General features: G+C 55.3%; 17 protein-coding genes and 1 pseudogene. 13 read left to right on the plus strand and 5 right to left on the minus strand.

Annotated elements, in window-relative coordinates:
- Window positions 1-5: 5 nt before the first annotated feature.
- Complete coding sequence (locus JMJ16_RS18295; RefSeq protein ID WP_201383782.1) at window positions 6-1,229, minus strand: cytochrome P450; 1,224 nt, start codon at window positions 1,227-1,229, stop codon at window positions 6-8.
- Window positions 1,230-1,717: 488 nt separating this feature from the next.
- Between JMJ16_RS18295 and JMJ16_RS18300 the strand changes: the two are divergent.
- From JMJ16_RS18300 to JMJ16_RS18345, 10 genes and pseudogenes are all read left to right on the plus strand, one after another.
- Window positions 1,718-2,035: pseudogene (locus JMJ16_RS18300) on the plus strand (recombinase family protein); the annotation flags it as partial.
- 347 nt (window positions 2,036-2,382) lie between these two features.
- Window positions 2,383-2,997, plus strand: a complete 615-nt coding sequence (locus tag JMJ16_RS18305) for a TetR/AcrR family transcriptional regulator (RefSeq protein ID WP_201368599.1) — start codon at window positions 2,383-2,385, stop codon at window positions 2,995-2,997.
- Between the two features lie 90 nt (window positions 2,998-3,087).
- Window positions 3,088-4,254, plus strand: a complete 1,167-nt coding sequence (locus JMJ16_RS18310; protein ID WP_201383785.1) for an acyl-CoA dehydrogenase family protein — start codon at window positions 3,088-3,090, stop codon at window positions 4,252-4,254.
- Complete coding sequence (locus JMJ16_RS18315) at window positions 4,251-5,399, plus strand: acetyl-CoA acetyltransferase (protein WP_201383787.1); 1,149 nt, start codon at window positions 4,251-4,253, stop codon at window positions 5,397-5,399. Before JMJ16_RS18310 ends, JMJ16_RS18315 begins: the two co-directional genes overlap by 4 nt.
- Window positions 5,400-5,404: 5 nt before the next feature.
- Window positions 5,405-5,809, plus strand: coding sequence for a Zn-ribbon domain-containing OB-fold protein (locus JMJ16_RS18320; protein ID WP_201383789.1), 405 nt, complete (start codon window positions 5,405-5,407; stop codon window positions 5,807-5,809).
- A 117-nt stretch (window positions 5,810-5,926) separates the two neighbouring features.
- Entirely contained in the window at window positions 5,927-8,071 is a 2,145-nt protein-coding gene (locus tag JMJ16_RS18325; protein WP_201383791.1) for an acetate--CoA ligase family protein, read from the plus strand.
- A 75-nt stretch (window positions 8,072-8,146) separates the two neighbouring features.
- The gene (locus tag JMJ16_RS18330; protein WP_201368604.1) at window positions 8,147-8,905 is read left to right on the plus strand and encodes an SDR family NAD(P)-dependent oxidoreductase; all 759 of its coding nucleotides are present in this window, start codon (window positions 8,147-8,149) and stop codon (window positions 8,903-8,905) included.
- A gap of 14 nt (window positions 8,906-8,919) precedes the next feature.
- Window positions 8,920-9,405 (plus strand): MaoC family dehydratase N-terminal domain-containing protein, encoded by a 486-nt coding sequence (locus tag JMJ16_RS18335; protein WP_201383793.1) that lies wholly within the window; start codon window positions 8,920-8,922, stop codon window positions 9,403-9,405.
- The gene (locus JMJ16_RS18340) at window positions 9,402-9,848 is read left to right on the plus strand and encodes a MaoC/PaaZ C-terminal domain-containing protein (protein ID WP_201368606.1); all 447 of its coding nucleotides are present in this window, start codon (window positions 9,402-9,404) and stop codon (window positions 9,846-9,848) included. The genes JMJ16_RS18335 and JMJ16_RS18340 overlap by 4 nt, the downstream gene beginning before the upstream one ends.
- A 177-nt stretch (window positions 9,849-10,025) precedes the next feature.
- Window positions 10,026-11,399, plus strand: a complete 1,374-nt coding sequence (locus JMJ16_RS18345) for a nitrate/nitrite transporter (protein WP_201383795.1) — start codon at window positions 10,026-10,028, stop codon at window positions 11,397-11,399.
- A gap of 91 nt (window positions 11,400-11,490) precedes the next feature.
- On the opposite strand, the gene JMJ16_RS18350 is transcribed toward JMJ16_RS18345, so the two are convergent.
- Both JMJ16_RS18350 and JMJ16_RS18355 read right to left on the minus strand, forming a co-directional pair.
- Window positions 11,491-12,447, minus strand: a complete 957-nt coding sequence (locus JMJ16_RS18350; RefSeq protein WP_201383797.1) for an ROK family protein — start codon at window positions 12,445-12,447, stop codon at window positions 11,491-11,493.
- Between the two features lie 34 nt (window positions 12,448-12,481).
- Complete coding sequence (locus JMJ16_RS18355) at window positions 12,482-13,954, minus strand: APC family permease (protein WP_201383799.1); 1,473 nt, start codon at window positions 13,952-13,954, stop codon at window positions 12,482-12,484.
- Between the two features lie 198 nt (window positions 13,955-14,152).
- Here JMJ16_RS18355 and JMJ16_RS18360 point away from each other — a divergent pair, with 198 nt between their 5' ends.
- Window positions 14,153-15,376, plus strand: coding sequence for an ROK family transcriptional regulator (locus tag JMJ16_RS18360; protein ID WP_201383801.1), 1,224 nt, complete (start codon window positions 14,153-14,155; stop codon window positions 15,374-15,376).
- Window positions 15,377-15,760: 384 nt separating this feature from the next.
- Here the strand turns inward: JMJ16_RS18360 and JMJ16_RS18365 are convergent, their stop codons facing one another.
- On the minus strand, window positions 15,761-16,717 hold the full coding sequence (locus JMJ16_RS18365; protein ID WP_201383803.1) for a TIGR03560 family F420-dependent LLM class oxidoreductase: 957 nt from the start codon (window positions 16,715-16,717) through the stop codon (window positions 15,761-15,763).
- 176 nt (window positions 16,718-16,893) lie between these two features.
- Between JMJ16_RS18365 and JMJ16_RS18370 the strand changes: the two genes are divergently transcribed.
- Both JMJ16_RS18370 and JMJ16_RS18375 read left to right on the plus strand, forming a co-directional pair.
- Window positions 16,894-17,532 (plus strand): TetR/AcrR family transcriptional regulator, encoded by a 639-nt coding sequence (locus tag JMJ16_RS18370; RefSeq protein WP_201383805.1) that lies wholly within the window; start codon window positions 16,894-16,896, stop codon window positions 17,530-17,532.
- Window positions 17,533-17,749: 217 nt separating this feature from the next.
- A complete protein-coding gene (locus tag JMJ16_RS18375) occupies window positions 17,750-18,319 on the plus strand; it encodes a GNAT family N-acetyltransferase (protein ID WP_201383807.1) in 570 nt (189 codons plus the stop codon).
- Window positions 18,320-18,334: 15 nt separating this feature from the next.
- On the opposite strand, the gene JMJ16_RS18380 is transcribed toward JMJ16_RS18375, so the two are convergent.
- Window positions 18,335-18,964: an NADPH-dependent F420 reductase gene (locus JMJ16_RS18380; protein WP_201383809.1), complete on the minus strand. Its 630-nt coding sequence runs from the start codon at window positions 18,962-18,964 to the stop codon at window positions 18,335-18,337.
- Window positions 18,965-18,968 lie beyond the last annotated feature (4 nt).

The following is an 18,968-nucleotide window of genomic DNA, read 5'->3' on the forward strand; positions in this document are numbered from 1 at the left end:
CCGTGTTAGTAGCGCACAGGAAGTTTTTCCAGAGCGAACGTGATGATACTTGGCCGCCAGGTAAGTTCTTCTACTGGAACCGCGAGGCGAATCCCTGGCAAGCGTTGCAAGATAGTGCGCAAGCCAATGAACCCCTCCAGGCGAGCCAGCGGTGCGCCGAGGCAGTAGTGCATACCCAGACCAAAGCCCACATGTCTCTGAAGATCTGGGCGCTGAGCATTGAAGGATCCTCCGTTCTGAAAACGCTCCTCATCACGATTGGCGGAAGTAACACACAGATAGATGGCCTCACCTTTTTTGATCTGCTGCCCTTTATACTCAAAATCTTCCACCGCCCAACGATCATTCAAATTGAGGAGTGGGCCCCGATAGCGAATAAACTCCTCAATTGCCGGCTTCAGCAAGGCCGGATTCCGCTTCAGGAGCTCCATTTGATCAGGATTTTGGAAGAGGGTAAGCATAGCGCTACCGATGAGTGAGGCCGTAGTCTCGTTTCCGGCCATGACAAGAAGGAGCGTCATACCGATGAGTTCCTGACGAGATAGGTGATCCCCATCTACCTCGGTGTGAACCATTTTGCTCAAGAGATCATCTGAGGGGTTGGTCCGCTTGGTTTCAACCAATTGAAACAAATATTGTTGAAAATCAGCCATATCGCTCATAATGGCCTGAGCGGCTGCGGGGTTCCCCAGTGAGTCCACATAACTATTTGACCAGTCGCGGAACTTATCTCTATCTTCGGACGGGATACCCAGCAATTCTGACATAACGATCATTGGCAAAGGGAATGCCACTTCGCGAATGAAATCAATTTCACCATGCTCTGGAAGCTGGTCAATGACTTCATCGATGATGTTCTGAATACGATCCTGCCAGGTCTCGATATAGCGAGGAGTGAAGGAGCCACTCACCAGATTACGGAGACGCGAATGCATCTTCGGATCATTGGTGAACACCATACTATGTAGGAGCGCTTCCGAAACCTCCCCAAAGGGGAAGACCGCCTTGATGACTTCAGGTGGGTAGACGTCTCGTATGTCGATGGACAGTCGTGGATCCCGGATGAGTGCTTCAACATCCTCGTAGCGAGTAACCAACCAACCTGCTCGGTCTCCGGGGAGAGAGATTTTGGCGACAGGGTTCTGTTGTCGCATGTTGGCAAGGATTTTATAGGGGTTCTTTTTAAATGCTGGAGAAGTAAAATCAACCTGGGGTTCCATTGTGGACATGAGAGACTCCATTCTCTTAATCATATTTAGCAGGCATTGCATTGCCCAAGTCTATTATACCCTAAATACCCCTTGCTTGTACCGTAATCGCGAACAATACGGGACTATTTAATCCTTAATGAGGGCTTCAGCCCGCTGTGCAAACAGTACACAAAGCAGACTTCGGACTCGCTGGAAGCTAGACGCTAAGCAAAAGCGAGTACATTGAGATCCTCTGCGCTGGCAGAGAGTTCGCCCATGCCAGTGTCTCCTCCTCCTCTTCTTCACTCTCTACTTCCCCAATCCCCAAGAGAGCCAACTCATTGCCAGGGCACCCAAAACGCGCCCACTCAAGGAGTGGCTATCCGATCCGCAAAAACCACAGACAGAAGCAACGTGCTGGACTGTCGCGGTTGCCTGTGTTACATTCTGGAGAACAAACCTTCCGGGTGTGACCAAATGAAGTGTGCGAGCACACTTCTGCTTGTAAAATAAGGAGGATCAGTAAGATGATGCAGCAGGTCACCGCTCACCATCTGAGCCGCCTGGCATGTCTGTACGTGCGGCAAAGTACGCTCCAGCAAGTCCTTGAGAATACCGAAAGTACTTCCCGACAGTATGCGCTCCGTGAACGTACGCTAGCACTCGGTTGGAGCGAGGAGCGCATCGTGGTGATCGACCAGGATCTGGGCTATTCGGGAGCCTCGACAGCCGACCGTCTGCGATTCCAGCGCCTGGTGACTGAAGTCGGCCTCGGACAGGTCGGGCTGGTCTTAGGCCTGGAGGTTTCTCGGCTCGCGCGCAACTCCAGCGATTGGCATCATCTATGGGCATTCTCTGTAAATTTACCGCCACTCGTCGCTCTCCTGAGGTCGTTTGAGCGACCTTCGCTTGACATCAGTGTTGACACCAAATACTGCGATAATTGACGAATTTCCGAGAACTATCTGGACAATACGGGCAGGGACACGCAAGCTCAAAAAGGCGTTCGCGCGTCCCTGGAATCCCTATTGACTATTCAATTGAAATATGTTATCCCTAATACATAGTTTATCTTGATAGAGCTGATACTATACGTGCCAGCGCTCTGATAAAGGTATCACTGATGATACATCTTGTTGTATATTCTCCCTCGTAGTGACGTCCGACATTCAAGGAAGAATGCGGGTGACCTATGCCAACCACTGCTATCCGCGATGCACGCCGCAAGGATATTATCACTGCCGCGCGTGACCTCTTCAGCCGCAAGGGCTACCATGGGACGACTATGCCAGATATCGCCCGGGCCGCCGGGATCAGTACTGGCCTTATCTACTATATTTTTCCCAGCAAAGAAGAGATCCTGCTGGCCTGCTGTGAGGACGCCGTCACAATTTACCGCGATGTCCTTGAGCGGGCTAATACAATCGCTAATCCCCTGGAGCGCTTTGATGCGCTTGTACGCGAACTCTACACGCTACTCGACAGCACATCCAAACGGCTCCTGATCATGTATCGTGACCTCTCAACGCTCAAACGCGAGACACGGCAACGCATTCTAGGGCCTATTCATCGCCTCGATGATTATTTCGTCGCCCTCTTCCAAGAGGGACAGCAAGCCGGCGTCTTCAGGCCAGATATGCCACAACCGCGTATTCTGGCCGCCAATGTCCTGGGGCTGGGACATCTCTGGGCCTTGCAGAAGACCTGGCACTTCGCGTCTAACAACATTGACCTGGAAACCTATATTTCCACTCAACTCGCCTACTTCCATGCACAGCTCTTACATCCACCTGTAGAGCAGGCATAACCATTTTCGCTTACGCAGGTGTGCCGAGCGCTGACGCGCCTTCATGCTTCCTGCGGCTACGTCATTACACAATTAGGAGGAACGACCACCATGGATTTCCGCTTAACCGATGAACAGAAAATGGTCAGAGACACGGTTCGCGCCTTCGTGCAAAAAGAGTTGCTCCCACTGGAGGGCGATGTTCTACGCAATGAGCGTGAGGGGCGTGTAGGCATCGAACGCGGACAGCTACGCCAGCTTCAGCAGAAGGCCAAAGAGCTGGGCTTCTGGGGCATTAATACGCCTGAGGAGTATGGCGGGGCCAACCTGGGACCAGTGATGACGGCAATTATCATTATGGAGCTCTCACATACCTTTGTCCCCTTCGCCTTTGGCGGCTCCGCCGATAATATCCTCTATCACTGCAATGAGGAGCAGAAACAGCGCTACCTCATCCCCACCATCAATGGCGAGCGACGCTCCTGCTTTGCCCTGACCGAACCGGGCGCGGGCTCGGATGCCGCCAATATCAAGATGTCGGCGGTCAAGGATGGGAATCACTGGGTGCTCAATGGAGAGAAGGTCTTTATCACCAATGGTAATGAGGCCGACTTTACGATGGTCTTCGCCGTTACCGATAAGGAGCGTGGCGCGCGTGGTGTGACCTGCTTCCTCGTCGATCGCGAGATGGGCTGGCGCTCAAACTATATCCATACCATGGGCGAGTGGGGACCGGCCTCGCTCTATTTCGAGAATGTGCGTGTGCCTGAAGAGAATATTCTGGGCGAGCTCAACCAGGGCTTCACTTTGGGCATGCAATGGATCGGTGCGGGACGCTGGAACATCGCCGCCCGGGCCGTGGGAGCTGCCGAACGCCTGCTCCAGATGGGCATTGACTACGCCAAGACGCGCTCCACCTTTGGCAAGCCCATCGCGGAACGTCAGGCCATCCAGTGGATGATCGCTGACTCACGTGTGGAGATTGAGGCGACGCGCTGGCTAGCGCTGCATGCCGCCTGGATGGCTGAAGAGGGTCTGGATACGCGGCACGCAGCCTCGATCGCCAAGCTCTATGGCTCCAATATGGCCAACCAGGTCGCCGACCGTGTCATGCAGATTCACGGCGGCATGGGCTACACCAAGGAGCTCCCCATCGAGCGCTGGTACCGCGAGATGCGCGTCTGGCGTATCTTTGAGGGTACCGACGAGATCCAGCGCTTTATCATTTCGCGCGATCTTTTGCGTGGCTATGTCAGGCTTGGTGAGGAGCTTGTATGAGCTCGTCACCCAAAGCCGCTATCGTTGGCGTGGCCGAATCAGATCTCGGGAGCACACCTGATAAGACCGTGCTACAACTCCAGGCCCAGGCGGCCAGGGCCGCCCTGGAGGACGCGGGACTGGGCTTGCAAGATGTGGAGGCCCTCTTCTGCGCTGGCAACTGGGCCTGGTCCCCCAACCTGATGCTGGCCGAGTACCTGGGTATCCAGCCCAGGTACACCGACACAACCAATATCGGGGGCTCCTCCTTTGAGGCCCATATCGGCCACGCGCTCGCGGGTATCGAGGCCGGACTCTTCGAGGTCGCCCTCATTACCTATGGGAGCACGCAACGCTCGGACCGGGCTCGCGGGCGTGGGCAACCCTACTATCGCCTCACAGAGCAATATGAAGGACCCTTCGGTCTGCCAGCACCCGTGGGAGCCTATGCCCTGGCGGCGAGTCGGCATATGTTTGAGTATGGCACGACCAGCGAGCAACTGGCCGAGGTCGCAGTCGCGACGCGTAAATGGGCCACGCTGAATGAAAAAGCGATGAAGCGCGAGCCCATCACCATTGAAGATGTGCTTAACTCACGCTGGATCGCCGAGCCGCTGCACCTGCTCGATTGCTGTCTGGTGACCGATGGTGGAGGGGCGGTGGTCGTCGCCTCCGCGTCACGCGCCCGGCAGATGCGTAAAGCGCCGGTCTGGGTTCTGGGGCATGGGGAGGCTCATACCCACAACACGATCACCAATATGCCCGACCTGGCGAGCCACCAGGCGGCTGCAGCCTCTGGGCGAGACGCCTTCGCCCGAGCAGGATTGACCCCTGCCGAGATCGATGTCGCGGAGATCTATGATTCGTTTACGATCACGGTCCTGCTCACCCTGGAAGCCCTGGGGTTCTGCGGGAAGGGCGAGGGCGGGGCCTTTGTCAGCGGACAGCGAACCGCGCCAGGCGGCACCTTCCCCATGAACACGAATGGCGGTGGACTCTCGTACTGTCATCCAGGGATGTATGGCATCTTTCTGCTCATTGAGGCCACGCGCCAGTTGCGAGGAGAGTGTGGTCCGCGCCAGGTCGAGGGCGCGCACATTGCCCTGGCTCACGGCACGGGCGGCGTCCTCTCGTCGGCGGCCACGGTTCTGCTTGGAAAGGATTGACGCGTATGACAGCCCAGCCTCCTCAACCCTTGATCGACAGCGACTCGCAGCCCTACTGGGAGGGTCTCGTACATGGTGAGTTGCGCATCCAGCGCTGCCAGGCGTGTGCGCGAGCAGTGTTCTATCCACGCGCGCTCTGTCCACATTGCTTTTCGGACCAGCTAACCTGGATCACCGCCTCGGGCAGGGGAACGCTCTATGCCTTTACGGTTGTCCACCAGGCCTTTGGTCCCTATGCGGCGGAGGCTCCTTTCATCGTCGGTATCATAGAGCTAGAAGAAGGCGTTCGTATGATGTCGCGTATCACTGATGCTACGCGTGAGCAGGTCACCATCGGTGCCGCGGTCGAGGTAACGTTTCTCGCCGCCGAAGATGGTGTGACGCTCCCCTATTTTCGCCTGGCAGCATAGCTGTAGAGTCCATGCTGGTGGACTCCTCTCGCTGGAGGACGCGCTCAGTTTGCAAGCATAAGTCCATGCCAGCATAGACCCTACAGCTATCAGGTAACCTATGAGAGGTATACGAGCATGCCTGAGAGATATCATATATCACCGGAACGGCTCCACACCTTTTTTCGCCCCCAGAGCATTGCCCTGATTGGGGCGACCGATAACTCGCGCTGGTCACTCTGCACATTTGAGAATCTCAAGCGCTTCGAATTTCCCGGCCCAGTCTACCTGATCAATCCCTTTCGCGAGACCGCGCACGGGGAGCGCACCTACAAATCCTTACGGGATCTGCCCGAGCCGGTAGACCTGGCCTTTATTATGGTCCCCACCCACAGCGTCTTCCCTATTGTGCAGGAAGCCGCCGCGGCGGGAACGCGGCATTTCGTCGTGCTTACCTCCGGCTATAGCGAGGTAGGGGCGGAAGGGGCGCGCCTGGAGCGTGAACTCCTCGTCTTCGCTAGGGAGCATGACCTGGTGTTGCTTGGTCCCAACGGTAATGGCTTTATCAATGTGACGAGCCGGGTCACACCCTATGGCCTACCAATCTCACCGCCGCTTGCCGCCGGACCAGTAGGAGTTGTGCTTCAGAGCGGAGCACTTGCCAGCGCGGTCCTCGCCTTCGCCCAGGCACACGCCATTGGTTTGAGTCTGCTCGTCTCCATGGGCAATGAGAGCATGATCTCGGTCACGGATGTAGTTGACTACCTGCTGGAAGATGAGTCAACACACTCAATCGCGCTCTTCCTTGAGAGCATTCGCCACCCAGATGAGCTACGTCGCATCGCCGACAAGGCACGCGCACGTGGCAAACCGATCGTGGCCCTCAAAATTGGACGCAGCGAGACCAGCGCCCGCACGGCGCTCTCCCACACTGGGGCCATAGTAGGCGACGATAAGGTGAACGATGCCATCTTTCGCCAGCTCGGGATCATGCGCGTACACTCGCTGGAGGATCTGCTCATCACAGCAGGACTTGCAGGCAATATTCAACCCCTGTCAGGGCGACGCATGGGCATCGTGACCCCTTCGGGTGGCGCATGCGATATTCTCTCTGACCTGGCCCAGGATGAAGAGATTACGCTCCCGGACTTCGCGCCCGAGACGCTCGCACAGCTCCAAAGCATTCTACCACCCTTCTCCACGCCACATAATCCCCTGGATGTCACAGGCTATATCGTCGTGGATGGGACCCTGCAATCACGGGCGCTTGAGGTCGTGGTTCGGGACCCCAACATCGACTTCATTTTTAACCTGGTAAGCATTGAGGGGAATCGTCCGCTCGATCCTGTTGCTCTAGAGAACCATGTCGCACTCTACCAACATCTCGCGGAGATTGTGCGTGGCTCGCCCCACCCGGTTGTTCTCGTCTCTAACACCTGCCTGGATCTGACCAATACGGCTCGCACGCTCGTCGAGCGCACAGGGCTACACTTTGTCGCGGGCCTCGAACATGGCATGCGCGCCATCGGTCGGCTCCTCTGGTGGGCTGAAGCACAGCAAGCATCACCAGGCGAATCCTTTACGCAGGAGCCAATCGCCTTACCATCTCTCTCCGTTCCCCGCCGGGGAACCTGGTCAGAGGCACAAGCGCGCGTGCTCTTGCAGCAGGCAGGCATTCCCGTTGTTCCAGGAAGGCTAGTGACCACGCTCGATGAGGCGCTGCAAGCCGCGCAGGAGCTTGGCTTTCCCCTGGCCCTCAAGGTCCAATCAGCCGAGATTGCGCACAAGAGTGATGTGGGCGGTGTGGCACTCAACATCAACAGCGAGGAGGCGCTTCGCCAGAGCTATGACACGATGCACAAGCGCGTCCGCTCGGCGCTCCCCCGAGCAGAGCTAGAAGGCTTCCTGATTAGCCCGATGCGTTCGGCTGGCCTGGAACTCCTGGTCGGCGTCATCCGCGACCCCCTCTGGGGGCTGGTGCTCTCGCTGGGACTGGGTGGCATCTGGACCGAGGCGCTTCAGGATACCAGTGTGCGCGTGCTCCCCGTGAACCAGGAAGAGATTCATAGCATGCTCAATGAACTGCGTGGAGCCGTCCTGTTACGTGGTAGTCGTGGTCACCACGCTGTTAATCTGGATGCGTTAAGCCAGGTCATCTACCACATCTCGCTTCTGGCACAGGGCCTAGGACCAGAGCTCGCCGCCCTGGAGATCAATCCACTGCTGGTTGATGCAACCACTATCGAGGCACTCGATGTTTTACTGACCTGGCAAGAGCCATAGGTGGCTTGTTGGAAAGCAAGCACCACACGATGCGATCTTACTGTTCAATGACTATATGAATGGAGAAAGAGACACATGGGTAAACTTGATGGACGTGTAGCCTTTGTCACCGGAGCTGGGCGCGGCATTGGGGCCGCAACGGCACTGCGCCTGGCCGAAGATGGCGCGAGCGTCATTCTCGCGGATATCGATACCGAGGGCTGCCAGCAGGTGCTGGCCGATATCGAGCGCATTGATGCGAAGGGACTGATTGTGCAGTGCAACGTCGCAGATAAAGCCATGGTCGAGTCTGCCTTCCAGCAAGGTGTGGAACACTTTGGACGCCTCGATATCCTGGTGAATAACGCTGGCGTTTTACGCGATAATCTGCTCTTCAAGATGAGCGATGATGACTGGGAGACAGTCATGAATGTCCATCTGCGGGGCGCCTTCCTCTGTAGCCGAGCCGCCCAGGCCTATATGGTCAAACAGCGTTATGGACGTATCGTCTCGCTCTCCTCGACCTCGGCCCTGGGCAATCGCGGCCAGGCCAACTACTCAACGGCGAAGGCGGGCCTACAAGGCCTCACACGCACGCTTGCTATAGAGTTAGGCCCCTTTGGCATCACCACCAATGCCGTCGCACCCGGCTTTATCGATACCGAGATGACACGCGCCACGGCCCGCAGGATGGGCTTCGATCCCCAGGAACGCATTGAAGCCGCCTCCAAGGTCATTCCCGTCAGGCGTGTTGGACAGCCACGCGACGTGGCTAACGTTATTTGCTTCCTGGCTTCAGAAGAGTCAAGCTACGTCAATGGACAGATCATCTATGTCTCCGGCGGCCCACACTAAGCAAGGAGAAAACTATGTTCGATACGAGCAAGATCGGTCATCGCTTTGCTCCCTTCAAGACCGAGGTACACCGGCAAAAGATCCACGAGTTAACCACCGCCATTGGGGACGACAACCCGGTCTATCATAGTCGGGAAGCGGCACAGGCGCAGGGCTTTCCCGATGTGCCCATCTCGCCTACCACGCCAACCATGTTTAGCTTCTGGGGCGCCCGCCAGCGCGGAAACGACCTGGGTAGCCTGGGCATTAACGTCAAAGGTATTCTGCATGGTGAGGAGGAGTATGAGTACCTGGCGCCCATCTATCCCGGCGAAACCCTGACAGGGGTGACGACAGTTGTTGATGGTAAGACACGCCAGGGACGCGATGGCCTCTCCATGGATATCATCACGACGGAGACAGAGTACACCAATCAGCAGCAGCAACCTGTGCTCAAAACGCGCAGCACCATCGTCATTCGCGAGCAATCCTCTCCAGCAAGCAAGGAGGCCAACGCATGACCACATCAAACCACACATGGCTCTATGCCGAGGATGCTCACGAAGGCGATTCCCTTCCTCCCTTGACAACGCAGCCCGTGACGCACCTACAACTGGTGCGCTACGCGGGCGCCTCGGGCGATTTCAATCCCTTACATACTGATCCCGCCGTGGGGCAGGCTATAGGAACGGGTGGCATCATCGCGCATGGCATGCTCATCATGGGCTTCGTAGGCCAGATGCTCAGCGATGCCTTTGGCCCGCTCGCGCTACGCAAGTTTGGTGTCCGCTTCAAGGGGATGACGCGCATTGGTGACGTGATCACCTGCACCGGCAAGATCACCGAGATCAATGATGTGGAGGGCGAGACGCGCGCGACAGGCTCGGTGCAGGCGGTAGACCAGAACGGGGATATCAAGGTCAGCGGCACCTTTAGCGCCGCCCTACCGAGACGTCAACCCTAAACCAGTCCTTTAGCTGATGACAACGCAAGACCCTTCTCTCGCCGCCTGGAGCGTTTTCTCGCTTCAGGTGGTGAGGATGATCATTCTTTGATCGCTCGTAGTACCGTTCATTCGTACGCGTTTCACGATCATGCTCGTACATTGTTGTACAAGCAAGTGGGTATCAGGAGGTTTGAGATGAGCACTTTTCGCATCGCAACCGGGCAGCGCAGCCTTGAACACTATCCCACCAACGCGCAACGTATCTGGTATCTAGCGCTTGCCGTCATCGCAACCATCATCCTGTATTATGAATCGTATGTCCTCCCCTCGGTCGCACCGTTGGTCCTGCATACGTTTGGCCTCTCGGTCGCCGACTACTCGCGTTTCTTGCTAGTAAGCAATCTCCTTGGAGCACTCTCGGCCATCTTTGGCAGTCTCTCCGACCGCATCGGACGCAGCACCCTGATCATTTATGGTCTGCTGGTCACCGCCATTGGAACCCTGATAATCGCGTTAGCCAGTTCCCTCTGGCTCTTCCTGCTCCTCATCTGGGTCGTTGGCTTCATCGAGGGCATTATCCTGGTTGTTACCCCAGCGCTGGTGCGCGACTTCTCGCCTCGCTTTGGCCGCGCCCTGGCTATGGGCTTTTGGACAGTGGGGCCCGTGGGCGGCAGCGTCCTGGCAACCGGCGTTGCCAGTCAGACGCTCTCCTCGTATGGCTCCTGGCAATCGCAGTACGTCATCGCCGGGATCGTTGGCTTTATCGTCTTCCTGATTTGCTTCTTCTTCCTACGCGAGCTCTCGCCCCGGTTGCGCGACCAGGTCATGAACTCTATGCAAGAGAAAGAACTTGTCGAGGCCCGTGCGCGCAACATCGATCCCGAAGAGGCAACCAGGCATCCCTGGCGGCAAATGCTTAATCCTCGCCTGGTCGTTAGCGCGCTGGGCATCAGCCTCTACTTGCTTATGTACTTTGCCGCTGTCGGCTTCTTCCCCCTCTACCTGAGCAGCATTTTCAAGTTCACGGTCGCCCAGGCCAACGGGCTGGTTAGTATATTCTGGCTCGTCAATGTAGCCGCCGCGATCATTATTGGTTTCATCTCTGATCGTACTCTGGTACGCAAGCCCTATATGCTCTTTGGCGCCATCGCCACTATTATCGTGACCCTACTCTTTATTAGCCGCATTGGTGTTCCCACGGATGCAACGCTGATGGCCGTCTTCCTCAGCCTCTTCGGTATTACGCTGGCCATCGGCTATGTCACCTGGATGGCGGCCTATACGGAGACCATTGAGGACATTAATCCTGCCCTGGTCGCCACTGGCATGGCGGTCGAGGGCTTTATTCTACGCATGGTCGTGGTCCTCTCGACCCTGGCCTTCTCCTTCGTAGTCAGAAATCAGCTTGATGGACAGCAATGGGCGACCTGGTGGTGGGTCTGTATCGCAGGCCTGATCGTTTTTGTCCCCACCATCTTTGTCGTCTCTGGCTACTGGCGACCAGCCAGCGTTCGAACCGCCATACGCCAGCGCGAACCAGAAAGCCCGCTGAGTCCTGAAACTGCATAAGTCGCGCCACCGTTACACATAAAAGCAGCAGGATGAATCTGCATAAGATTCATCCTGCTGCTTGCTTCTGCTCATTGAGAGAAGAGCCAGATCAGAAACCAGTGTGGACGCGGACATCTGTATGCTGAACGGCTCTCAAGGCCAGGGCAATGGCTCCATACAGCGATGCGTCGTCTAGAAACTTTGCCGGGACGAGTTCCGGTGGGAAGGGCACCGCAAACGCCAGGCGGGATACCAGAGCACGCAAGATAAGCGCTCCCGAGTTCATCAAGCCTCCACCAACAGCTACACGTGCCGGATCAAGGAGAATCGAGACATTGGCGATGTGAAACGCCAATTCAGCTAGCGTTTCTTGCACTAGATCCTGGGCGCGAGCATCTGGATGAGCGAACGCCTCGGCCGCGCTAAGTGGCTCGCCTAGCAGATCGCTCGCGCGCTCACCTATAAAACGCCCACCCACAAACTCTTCCAGCGGTGCTCGTCCTTGTGCTGCTCCGAAATGATCAGACACACTACGCAAATTGTAGCCAATCTCCCCAGCGGCTCCATGCGCCCCAGAAAGTACGCGTCCATCAACCACAATCGCGGCGGCGACCCCGGTCCCCAGGCTAAGGAAAAGCGCAGGATTCGCCCCCTGGAGCGCGCCCCAATGCACTTCCGCCAGAGCAGCGGCTTTGACATCGTTCTCCACCGCCACCACCGGGATCTTCAGACCCATACGCATGGTTTCGCAGAGCGCAACCTGCTCCCATCCCGGAATATTTGGCGACAACAATATTTCCTTTTCACGAACAACCCCAGGTGTTGCGACACCAACAGAAACACATTGTCCCCCTCTTACCATCATGGTTTGGACGATGAGCGCCTGAGCGTTCATCAGTGTTCGCTCAAGGATTTGCTGCGCGCCTAGCACGGCCCTGGTCTCAAGCCGCGCCTGCTCCAGGATCTGCCCCTCAGAGTCAGCGGTTGCAATCGCAATTTTTGTGCCGCCAAAATCGATGGCAAGCACAAAATCTTGCGTGGTTACGTTCTGCGAAGTATGGTTCATCCAGGTCTTTCCTCTATCTATCAGAAGTCGCTTGCTATTGCGCCGCCTCTGTTATGCCAGACTGCGCGGCCTGCTCCTCGACATATACCTCACGGATCTCCTTGGGGCCAAACGGCCAGGTATGCTCGACGCGCGCCCAGATAAGGTAGGCGACGACGCCAATAACTAGCCAGCCCAGTGAGAGGCCAACAGAGGTCCAACCAGAGGCATAGTACACATACGCCCAGCCAGCCACAGCGATCAAGCCCGGCAAAGGATAGAGCCACATCCGATAAGGGCGCTTGAGCTCAGGCTGTCTCATGCGCAGGACGATCAGCGCAACCACCTGCCCAACACCTTGAATGAGAACAATTACCGCGATCAGCATGCTAATGACAGTTCCCAGATCAAAGAAGGAACCAATAGCGGTCAGCAGGCCCATCACAAGCAGAGCAATATGAGGAAAGTGGTAGCGAGGATGCAATTTCGCAAATGGGCGGAGAAAGACCCCGTCACGCGCCGCGTTATAAGGCACACGTGAACCGCCGAGCAAGCCGGTAAACACCGAGGCGAATGCGGTGATGATAATGAGAACTGTTACAACGCTAGAGACACCTTTGCCCCAGATACGCTCCAGCACCAGTGAGGCAATCGATGAAGACTTCGCGACCTCTTGCCAGGGAACCACACCCATCACACCAATGTTCAGAGCCAGGTAGAGGAGCATGATACCCAGGATAGAGATAATAATGGACCAGGGGATAACACGGCCAGGCGAGCGCATTTCATCGCCCATGTATGAGGTTGTATTATAGCCCAGGTAGTCATAGACCCCGACCAGCAAGCCAGCTCCTAAGCCGGCAAAGAACTGGCCATTGAGGGTGAAAGCGTTCGCAGGAAAGGTAAACGCGAGTTGTGGATTAAAGCGCGTAAAAGATGCGACGATGACAAGGCCAATGGACACCAACATGACCACAAAGAGGATATTGGTCAGGAAGCCGACCGATTCAATGCGCCGGTAGAGTGCAAAAACGACCACGGCAACAACCAGCAGGGAAACAAGATGAATCTCCCACCAATTCATGCCTGGCCAGAGATAGCCCAGGTACTGTACCAGGCCAATGACGCCAGTCGACATAATCAGGGGAATAGCCAGAATCGCGGTCCAGATGAAGAGAAACGGCATCAATCTCCCTGTACGGTACTGGAAGGCCTCGCGTAGATAAATATACGTGCCTCCGGCTCCAGGCATGGCCGCACCCAGTTCAGCCCAAATCAATCCATCCGCCAGGGCCAGAATCGCCCCTGCAATCCAACCAATGATCGCCTGCGGCCCACCAAAGGTCGCAACCATGATCGGGATGGTGATGAATGGCCCAATACCACACATCTGAGTCATATTGATCGCCGTCGCGGTCAACAATCCAACGCTGCGTACAAATCCGTTTGTCGTTCGCTCAGCAACGGTGCCTTGCGTTGTGCCTGTGGGAATCACCTCTGACTCCCGGTTGATGTCTGAAGAACTCACGGGGGACCTCCTCGTGTTACACCTGCCTCTGCAACAGGCCTAAACTATGCTTCGCACGTTCTCGTAGTGCCTATAGTTAGTATAGTTTCCTAACCAACGTCTGTCAATACACGCACAAGAATACTCCCCCCTTTCTAAGTTGGTAAAGATCATTTACAATGAGGAAGCCATCTATCTCTTGTGGCAAAGGAGTGGACAATGTCAGTGGGCAATTCACATCAACCAGAATATCAAGCGGGTACACCATCTCTCTTACGAGCGATCAATGAACGCTCCCTGCTAGAATATTTACGCAGCCATGGTCCCACATCACGTGCGCAGCTTGCACGCGTAGTGGGTCTATCTAAGCCTACGGTGTCACAGGCGCTCGCCAGCCTTGAGCAGGCTCAACTTGTACGGGCCGTTGGACAATCTGTCTCCAATAAAGGAGGGCGAATCGCGACGTTGTACGAGCCTAATCCAGAGGCCGGCTACGTCATTGGTGTCGATGTTGGCCGAGGCTGGGTACGGGCCGCCGTTTCCAACCTGGCGGGACACATTGTAGCGCGGCGGGATGTGCCAAACACGACGCAGAGTGCCGCGTCCCTGGTTGCATTGATCAATCACCTGGCGCGTGAGCTTACTGCTGAAGCTCGGCTATCCTGGGAACAGGTGGTTCACACCGTTATTGGCACGCCAGGAGTCTTCGATGAAGAGAGTAAACGCGTCCGTTTCGCGTCCAACCTCCCTGAATGGGGCCGCCATGGTTTGCTGACAGAGTTACAGGAAGCATTAGGGCTGAGTATCTCACTCGAAAACGACGCCAACCTGGCGGCCCTGGGCGAGCGCAGATTTGGTTGGGGGAACGAGACTCAGACATTTGTATATATCCTAATCGGAACTGGCGTCGGCATGGGTATCGTCCTCAATGGGTCACTTTACCGAGGGGCAAATGGCTCAGCGGGAGAGATTGGTTTTCTGCCCTTCGGGGCAACACAGCCCCTGGACCTGGAACATACAGTAGAGCCAAATGAGGGCTATCTGGGAATGTTTGAAGAGGCCACCTCGGCGCAGGGCATCGTACATATGGCGCAGGCACAGGGCCTGTCTGAGCCTTTATCGGCCAAACAAATTTTTGCCGCTGCACTCCAGGGAGAGGCAAAGGCGCTTGCCGTCGTCGAACAAGAGGGGCAACGCCTGGCTCTTGCGATCTCGGCCATCGTTGCGATACTGGACCCTGAACTTATTGTTCTAGGTGGGGGCATAGGACAACGCACCGACTTACTCCTTCAGCCCTTAGAACAAACACTGCGTCGGCTTCTGCCAACGCGACCACGTATTATCGCCACCAGGCTGGGCAATGAGAGCGTGCTTCTCGGCGCGGTAGCTACTGCGCTAGAGCTTGCGCACCATCTTGTCTTTCAGCGTTATTTTAATGGCTAAAGGAAACAAGTTACATTGACTATCGAGGACATTAATCCTGTCCTGGTCGCGACCGGTATGGCGATCGAAGGCTTGATTCTACACATGGTCGTGGTTCTCTCTACCCTGGCCTTCTCCTTCTTGGTCAGAAATTAGCTTGATGGGCAACAATGGGCAACCTGGTGGTGGATCTGTATCGCAGGCCTGGTCGTCTTTGTTCCCACCATCTTTGTCGTCTCTGGCTACTGGCAGCCAGTTAGCGTCCGAACTGCCATACGCCAGCGCGAATCAGAAAGCCCGCTGAGTCCTGCAACTACGTAAGCCTTTTCCTCTCACCACCCATAACCCAGCAGGATGAACTTTATACATATCCACACATCCATCCTGCTGTGTTTTTCTGGAGAGCTAGCCTATGAATTCCTCTGCGAAGCGCCGAATCGCATCCTGTTGCCCGGTTCCGGGAAACCTGAGCAACAGCTCTTGTACGCCTGCGTCCTCGTACGCCGCGATACGTTCGCGGATGGTCGCCGGGCTACCAATCAGCGCAGCGTTGCCAAAGACAGTCTGTACGCTTTCAGGAGCCTTCGCCAGTGCCTGCTCATCAGTCTCCTCCAGGATACAATATGACCCTGATGTACGATGAATGCTCTGGTAGTCACGACCTACAGTCTCACAATGCTCTTTGAGTACAGCGAACTTGTTCTTCAGCGTGGCTGGATTGCCGTGAATGTTACAAGCATTACCATACTGCGCCACCAGTTTGAGTGTAACTTGCTCACCATTTCCGGCGATCAGCAAAGGGATATGAGGCCGCTGAACCCCTTTCGGCTGGTTTATTGCTCCCTGTACTGAATAAAACTTTCCTTCAAATGTGGCCTCCTCCTGCGTCCACATCGCGAGAATGATCTGAATCGCTTCGCGCAATTGACGTGAGCGAACAGGAACATCAGCGTAATCGTAGCCATAAGCGCGAGCCTGAGAAGCAATGGCAGGAGAACCTGAACCAATTCCCAGGGTAAGCCGTCCATGACTCATGACATCAATGGTACTCGCCATTTTCGCTAGCAGCGCAGGGTGGCGAAACACATTGCTCGTGACAATTTGACCAATACGCGCATGACTGGTGTCGCGCGCCAGGGCCGCCATGGTGGACCAGCATTCAAAGAGGAACTCTTGTGATGCATCCCTCCCAGAAAAATCACCAGGCCAGAGGACATCGGAGACCCAGAGAGCGTCAAAACCAGCTCCTTCAGCAATCTGGGCAGTGCGCGTCATGGTCTCATAGGCTTCCACGGGATCTTTGATCCCCGCCAGTTCATTCGTCGCGCCATTGGGTAAGATCACACTAAATTTCATTGACATGAAGAAATACCCCTTTTTCTCTCTCAAGCCATCTTCAAACGATATGATAATCTATCGTATCATTACAGGGCAGGGAGGTCAAGGATATCAGAATATGGTAGAATAGAATCTCTCGTATCGCTGATTTAAAAGAAGCAGAAAAGATCCAGTGCCTTGATGGAGGATGGAGGAGTTGCATGCGCACATGGTCTGAAGATCATCCCAAAGCGCGTTTGCTTGAGCGCAAGCAGGAAGCCATTAAAGTGGCGGCGAAAGAGCTGTTCCTGCGGCATGGATATGCCAGTACGACCATGGAGATGGTTGCTGCTCAGGCAGGGGTTTCCATTATGACCCTCTATCGTCATTTTCGTGGGAAAGATGTTCTCTTTCAGGCGGTAATCCAGCATCTATGTAGCCAGAAAACAAACGAAGACAGGGAAATGCTCTGGCAGGGCTTCCCTGCCGAGGTGCTGCATCGAATGGGCCAGTTACGGCTCACTTACGCTCTCAATCCAGAGGAGATCGCTCTGTACCAGGTTATTCTCGGCGCCATAGAACACTTTCCAGAAGTGGGACACATGTATTATCATTTGAGTGTTGAAAAGGCCCTTGATAAATTGGGCATATACCTTCAGGAACTCGACCACCAGGGAATCCTACGTATTCCCAATCCTCACCTCTCAGCACAGGCTTTCTTAAGCTTACTCCAGGGGCAGCTCATCGAACAAGCACGGTTGGGGGTAAGTCCTGCACCTACAAAAGAAGAGCTTGAGCAACATATTGATGCCTGCGTTACAATTTTCCTCGCAGCTCATCAAGTCCATCATCCTGATTGAGCGCTCTTACATCTCTCTGTAGAAAGATGATGAATTTTAACACCCAAAGCCGGGAAGTCGGACGCATGGCCCCTACAACATCCCTCTGATCTTGGGTGTTAAAATTCATTCATGTTCATAGAGAGAGAAAACCATGCGATATAAGCAGAAAGCCCTGACCGAGTTCCTCGGCTTGTTGAGTTTCGTCTAGATATGGATTGAAAGGAAATAAGTATACATGGGTATTGATACAGCCTTTACACATTTCCCCACGCTTACCACAGAGCGTTTGCAGCTCCGAGAGATTCAGCCCAGCGATATCGAGGCGCTCTTCGCCACCTTCTCAGATGAAGAGGTTATGCGCTATTATGGCAAACTTCCACATCAATCGCTTGCCGAGACGCAGACCTGGTTTCAGCAACTCCAGGAGCGCTACACCCGGCGCGAAGCCATCCGCTGGGGCATAGCGCTTAAAGGCGAGGAGAGCATCATAGGCACATGCAGCTTTCACCACTTCGGTCCGGACTACCATTACACAGAAACGGGCTATGATCTCAATCGCACCTACTGGGGCCGGGGCATCATGACCGAAGCCATGTCGGCTGTCCTGTCCTACGGCTTTCACGAACTTGCCTTTCACCGCATAGAAGCTATTATTGATATCGCTAATGAAGGATCAAAGAACCTGCTACTCAAGCTTGGCTTCGCCTATGAAGGGATGCTGCGCCAGCGCTTCTACTTCAATGGTCAGTTCGAGGATGAGCACTATTTCAGCCTGCTCAAGGATGAGTGGCGGGGCTCTTTTTAGCCTCGCTATTCGCGACTAGCGCTCCAGGACCTTAAAGGCCAGGTGCCGACTCTTGCCCTGGCCAAAGACCAGCGCGAACCAGAGTCCAGCGGCAGCATCAACCAGGCCGACCTTATCAGGACCACCAAGGTAAACACCACGTAAACCGACATCCCCAATTAACCCCTCGACGGTAGAACGTGCTTCACCCTCTGGACCACAGTAAAAGAGGTCGGCCTGGATACCATCAAAGTAGGGATCAGCGAAATTTTCCCAGCCAAGCGTATTAAAAGCCCGGAAGACCTGGGCCTGGGGGGCATGCTTCTCAAACACTTCCAGGCTATGCATGGTTGTCTCACCCACACGATTGGTCGCGTCGATGATAATGCGCTTATCCAGTTGTGCAGCATAAGTTGCTAACACCTCATCCACCGCCTTGCCAGGGATGGCCAGAACAACCACGTCAGGATTCTTCGCCAGCACGTCAGCAATTGAACTAATCACAACAGTATCGCCAAGGTCACTGCGCACCGCCTGAACCTTTGGGCTCTCTGGATTATTGATACCAAAGGCCACCTGGTGCCCGGCGGCATGCCACTTCTTCCCCAGGGTTCCACCGATGTTGCCAGCACCAAGAATAGCTATAGTAAGGGTATGTGTCGACATAGGA

The sequence above is a fragment of the Ktedonobacter sp. SOSP1-52 genome (assembly GCF_016587395.1).

Bases quoted from the DNA above. Each gene is read 5' to 3' on its own strand.
- JMJ16_RS18370 (WP_201383805.1), top strand. From the start codon at position 16,894: ATGCGCACATGGTCTGAAGATCATCCCAAAGCGCGTTTGCTTGAGCGC.
- JMJ16_RS18320 (WP_201383789.1), top strand. From the start codon at position 5,405: ATGACAGCCCAGCCTCCTCAACCCTTGATCGACAGCGACTCGCAGCCC.
- JMJ16_RS18335 (WP_201383793.1), top strand. From the start codon at position 8,920: ATGTTCGATACGAGCAAGATCGGTCATCGCTTTGCTCCCTTCAAGACC.
- JMJ16_RS18315 (WP_201383787.1), top strand. From the start codon at position 4,251: ATGAGCTCGTCACCCAAAGCCGCTATCGTTGGCGTGGCCGAATCAGAT.
- JMJ16_RS18310 (WP_201383785.1), top strand. From the start codon at position 3,088: ATGGATTTCCGCTTAACCGATGAACAGAAAATGGTCAGAGACACGGTT.
- JMJ16_RS18345 (WP_201383795.1), top strand. From the start codon at position 10,026: ATGAGCACTTTTCGCATCGCAACCGGGCAGCGCAGCCTTGAACACTAT.
- JMJ16_RS18350 (WP_201383797.1), bottom strand. From the start codon at position 12,447: ATGAACCATACTTCGCAGAACGTAACCACGCAAGATTTTGTGCTTGCC.
- JMJ16_RS18340 (WP_201368606.1), top strand. From the start codon at position 9,402: ATGACCACATCAAACCACACATGGCTCTATGCCGAGGATGCTCACGAA.
- JMJ16_RS18325 (WP_201383791.1), top strand. From the start codon at position 5,927: ATGCCTGAGAGATATCATATATCACCGGAACGGCTCCACACCTTTTTT.
- JMJ16_RS18295 (WP_201383782.1), bottom strand. From the start codon at position 1,229: ATGTCCACAATGGAACCCCAGGTTGATTTTACTTCTCCAGCATTTAAA.
- JMJ16_RS18330 (WP_201368604.1), top strand. From the start codon at position 8,147: ATGGGTAAACTTGATGGACGTGTAGCCTTTGTCACCGGAGCTGGGCGC.
- JMJ16_RS18380 (WP_201383809.1), bottom strand. From the start codon at position 18,964: ATGTCGACACATACCCTTACTATAGCTATTCTTGGTGCTGGCAACATC.
- JMJ16_RS18365 (WP_201383803.1), bottom strand. From the start codon at position 16,717: ATGTCAATGAAATTTAGTGTGATCTTACCCAATGGCGCGACGAATGAA.
- JMJ16_RS18360 (WP_201383801.1), top strand. From the start codon at position 14,153: ATGTCAGTGGGCAATTCACATCAACCAGAATATCAAGCGGGTACACCA.
- JMJ16_RS18375 (WP_201383807.1), top strand. From the start codon at position 17,750: ATGGGTATTGATACAGCCTTTACACATTTCCCCACGCTTACCACAGAG.
- JMJ16_RS18305 (WP_201368599.1), top strand. From the start codon at position 2,383: ATGCCAACCACTGCTATCCGCGATGCACGCCGCAAGGATATTATCACT.